At 72.6% G+C, this 4,109-nt stretch carries 4 protein-coding genes and 1 pseudogene; 3 read left to right on the top strand and 2 right to left on the bottom strand.

All coding sequences use genetic code 11. From position 1 onward, the window contains the following. Positions 1-311 (top strand): annotated as a pseudogene (locus AB0J09_RS58185) (hypothetical protein); the annotation flags it as partial. Between the two features lie 37 nt (positions 312-348). After that, the gene (locus AB0J09_RS58190; protein ID WP_360711727.1) at positions 349-1,092 is read left to right on the top strand and encodes a DUF427 domain-containing protein; all 744 of its coding nucleotides are present in this window, start codon (positions 349-351) and stop codon (positions 1,090-1,092) included. Between the two features lie 10 nt (positions 1,093-1,102). Here the strand turns inward: AB0J09_RS58190 and AB0J09_RS58195 are convergent, their stop codons facing one another. Continuing rightward, the gene (locus tag AB0J09_RS58195) at positions 1,103-1,702 is read right to left on the bottom strand and encodes a TIGR03086 family metal-binding protein (RefSeq protein WP_360711730.1); all 600 of its coding nucleotides are present in this window, start codon (positions 1,700-1,702) and stop codon (positions 1,103-1,105) included. A 131-nt stretch (positions 1,703-1,833) separates the two neighbouring features. Further along, positions 1,834-2,502, bottom strand: a complete 669-nt coding sequence (locus AB0J09_RS58200; RefSeq protein ID WP_360711733.1) for a TetR/AcrR family transcriptional regulator C-terminal domain-containing protein — start codon at positions 2,500-2,502, stop codon at positions 1,834-1,836. An 88-nt stretch (positions 2,503-2,590) separates the two neighbouring features. Between AB0J09_RS58200 and AB0J09_RS58205 the strand changes: the two genes are divergently transcribed. Then, positions 2,591-4,109: FAD-dependent monooxygenase (locus tag AB0J09_RS58205; RefSeq protein ID WP_360711735.1), on the top strand; the 1,519-nt coding region annotated here is incomplete at its 3' end.

Genomic DNA, 4,109 nt, shown 5'->3' on the forward strand with positions numbered 1-4,109 from the left:
TGGTCGTCATGGGCGCGCCGACGCTGCTCGTCGCCACCGTGACCGCGATGCTGATCGCGCTGGCCGTGACCGTCCCCGTCACGCTGCGCTGGAAGATCTCCTTCCACGCCGCCGTCTCCGCGGGCACGGTCGTGGTGCTCGCCCACGTGCTGCCCGCCTGGCCGACCGCGCTCGCCGGGGCCGCCGTCGTGGCGCTGGTGTGCTGGGCGAGGGTACGCCTCACGCACCACACCTGGCCTCAGGTGGCCGCTGGGGCGGTGGTCGGGACACTGACGACCTGGGGGACGCTGGCCGCGTTCGGAGTGGGCTGACTGGAATAGTGGCGCTGCTCCCGGGGTTGCCGCGAACATGGATGTCACGAACCGCGGCCGGGTGCGCGTAGAGCCCACGGCCAAGCGTGTGAGGGCCTATCTCGGCGGACGGGTGGTGGCCGACACCACCTCCGCCCTCCTGGTGTGGGAGGTCCCGTACTACCCCACCTACTACTTCCCGCTGGCAGACGTGGACGAGTCCGCGCTCAAGGCCACCGGCGCCAGCCAGCACTCTCCGAGCAGGGGTGACGGCCTCGTCCACACCGTCACGTCGGGCACGGCGGAGGCGGCCGACGCGGCGCTGGTCTACCGCGACTCGCCGCTGGAGCCGATCCGCGGCCACGTCCGCTTCGAGTGGGAGGCCATGGACGCCTGGTTCGAGGAGGACGAGGAGGTCTACTTCCACCCGCGCGACCCGTACACCAGGGTCGACATCCTGGTGAGCTCGCGGCACGTGCGGGTGGAGGTGGACGGCGTCACCGTGGCCGACTCCCGCAGCCCGCGCATCCTCTTCGAGACGGGCCTGCCCGCCCGCTACTACCTGCCGAAGACGGACGTACGGCTCGACCTGCTGGAGCACACCGACACGGCCACCCACTGCCCCTACAAGGGCACGGCGGAATACTGGACCGTCAACGGCAGGAAGGACCTGGCCTGGTCGTACCGGACGCCGCTGCCGGAGAGCGAGAAGATCGCCGGGCTGATCGCGTTCTACAACGAGAAGCTCGAGATCTACGTGGACGGCGAGCTCGAGGAGCGTCCGAAGACCAAGTTCTCCTGAGCCCACCCCCTCACGAGGAGGGGGTCCAGCCGGGGTCGCGGCCGAGGTAGCGCAGGAGCGCCGCCACGTCGTCGTCTCCCTGCTCGGGCTCCAGCACGGCGGCGTACGCGCCCCAGGCGCGGAGCGGCTCGACGATCTCCTGGGCCACCTTCAGCAGGGGCCGCGCCAGGTCCGGCGTCAGCGGGGAGGCCTGGCCCGTGGCGACCGCGATGTCCCAGGCGTGCACGGCGGCGTCGAGCGCGCACGCCGTCGAGCCCGACCACGGGGACATCTTGTGCGGCGGCACCGGCGTCGGCACCTGCGCGGCGTCCCGGTCGACGCCGGCCCACGCCCTGGCCGAGCGGGCCAGCGCGTCCTCCGTGAACGCCGCCGGGTCCCCCTCCAGCTCGCCCGACGGGTCGAACGGGTTGAAGGCGGGGCCGGGCTCACCGGTGAGCGCGGCGGCGAAGCCGATCTGGTCGCCTGCCGCGTGCTGGAGCACCTGCGTGACGTCCCAGGCCGAGCAGGGCGTCGGGAGGTGCCAGGCGGCGGCGGGAACGGCGCCGGCGACCCGGCGCAGCGCCTCGTGCGCGGAGTCCAGTACGTCCCAACCGCTGGTGATGTCGCTCATCGGTGAGCCCCTTTCGTTATGCCCTCAGTCTAGCAGAACGGAATAGTTTGTTCCACTAGTTCGGGCGGGCACTGGAGACCCCGCGGTGCTCCAGCCATTGCCCCCACGCTCCCGCCGCGCTTCGGTGCGGATCATGTGCGGTTACGGGACCGCTCCGCCTCGGCCGCGAGGCCGTGGATCAGCATGTCCAGGGCCTGCGTGAAGTCCGCCTCCAGGTCCACGCCCTGCCGCGTGCTCCGCAGCAGCCGGCTGAAGTGCGGCAGCCGCACGGGGTCCATCTCGCGGATGTACGCGCTGACCCCCTGCTCGCCGGCGTGCACGCCGGGATCGCCGGTGAACCCGCCCGTGGACAGCAGCAGCGACCCGAACACCAGGCTGTTCACCGCGCCCAGCGCCCGCCACGTGCCCACGTCGTCGAACCCCGCCTGGAACAGCGCTCCCACCAGCGCGTCGAGCGGCTCCAGCGCCCGTACGGAGGTCGGATTGGACCGGTCGGTGACCAGCGCGAGCGGCACCACCGGATGGCGGCCGAACACCCGGTACATGCTCAGCGCCACCTCGCGCACCTGCTCCTGCCACGTCAGCGCCGGGTCCGGCCGCTCGACCTGGCCGAACACCCGCTCGGCGATGCCGTCGAGGATGTCGGCCTTGTTCGAGACGTGGTTGTAGAGCGACATCGCCTCGACGCCGAGCTTCTTCGCCAGCCGCCGCATGGCAAGACCTTGCAGGCCCTCCTTGTCGGCCAGCTCCAGGGCCGCGTCCAGGACCTTCTCCCTGTTCAGCGGCTCCCGTCGTGCCATCCCTCGCGCTCCTCTCTCCGGCTTGACAAAGCTTACGGTGTATGTGCTCTACTTACGACGTAAGCTTACGTTGTAAGTAAGGAGTGAGATGGCTGACGTGATCATCGTTGGCGGCGGGCCCGTGGGGCTGCTGCTGGCGTGCGAGCTCAAGCTGGGCGGGGCCGACCCGGTGGTCCTGGAGGCGGCCACGGGCGACGAACGCAGGACGCGCAGCCTCGGGCTGCGCTCGCTCAACGCGCGCACCGTGCAGTCGCTGGCCCTGCGCGGCCTGGTCGAGCCGGTGGCCGAGGCGCAGTGGGCGATGCTCGACGAGCTGGCCGCCCGGCGCGAGCCCGCAGGGGCGGACCTGGTCGCCCTGATGGTGGAGCTGCTCCAGGGCGGGCTGATCAGGGGGCACTTCAGCGGTCTGCCGCTGCTCGACGAGAGCGGGAAGGCCGAGTACCTCATGCTCAGGCAGGACAGCCTGGAAGGCATCCTGGCCGAGCGGGCCGCCGGGATGGGGGTGCGGATCTGGCAGGGGTGCGCGGTGGTGGACGTCGCGCAGGACGAGGCCGCCGCCGTCGCCACGCTGGCCGACGGGCGAGTGGTGCGGGCGGCGTACCTCGTGGGGTGCGACGGAGGGCGGAGCGTGGTGCGCAAGCGGTCGGGGTTCGCGTTCGACGGGACGCCGCCGACCATGACGGGGCGGACCGCCGTGGCCGAACTCGCCTCTCCCGGCGCGGTGTCGTCGTCGCTACGCGGCCCGGGCGGGCTGGTGAACCGGTCGCTGGTGCCGGGGGAGATCGCCACCATCGAGTTCGACGCCGGGCCTGACGAACGGGACGCGCCGATGACGGCCGAGGAGCTGGAGGGCAGCCTGCGGCGCGTGACCGGCCAGGACGTGGTGGTCGAGCGGCTGGAGACCGGCATCCGCTACAGCGACAACACCCGGCACGCGGAGACGTACCGCAAGGGGCGGGTGCTGCTGGCGGGGGACGCGGCGCACGTGCACTCGCCGATCGGCGGCCAGGGGCTCAACCTGGGGCTGCAGGACGCGGTCAACCTGGGATGGAAGCTGGCCCTGGTGGTGCGGGGGCTCGCCCCTGACGGCCTGCTGGACACCTACACCGCCGAGCGGCACCCGGTGGCGGCCAGGGTGCTGCGCAACACCCGGGCCCAGGTGGCGCTGATGCGTCCAGGGCCGCAGGTGGATGCGTTGCGGGAGGTGCTGGGCGAGGCGCTGGAGCTGCCGGACGCCAAGCGGCACTTCGCGGGGATGGTCGAGGGGACGGACGTGGACTACGCGCCCGGCGCGCCGCATCCGCCTGTCGGCCGCTTCGCGCCGCGGCTGGAGGCGATCCCGGCGGACCCGCCCACCCGGGCGCTACCCGCGGACCCGGGTTCTGCGGCGCCATGGGAGGACGGCGTGGTGACGCAGATGGCTCACGGACCGGCGGATGCCGTCAACGGGCCGGTGGGCGCGCGGCCGATCGCCGAGCTGCTGGGGGACGGGCGCGGCCTCGTGCTGGACCTTTCGGGCGCCCCCGACGACGGCGGGCTTTGCGCCGCCGTGGCGGGCCATCGCGACCGGGTACGGATGGCGCGCGCAGCCGCGCCCGCTTCGCCCG

The sequence above is a fragment of the Nonomuraea sp. NPDC049784 genome (genome assembly GCF_040659615.1).
Lineage (GTDB): Bacteria > Actinomycetota > Actinomycetes > Streptosporangiales > Streptosporangiaceae > Nonomuraea.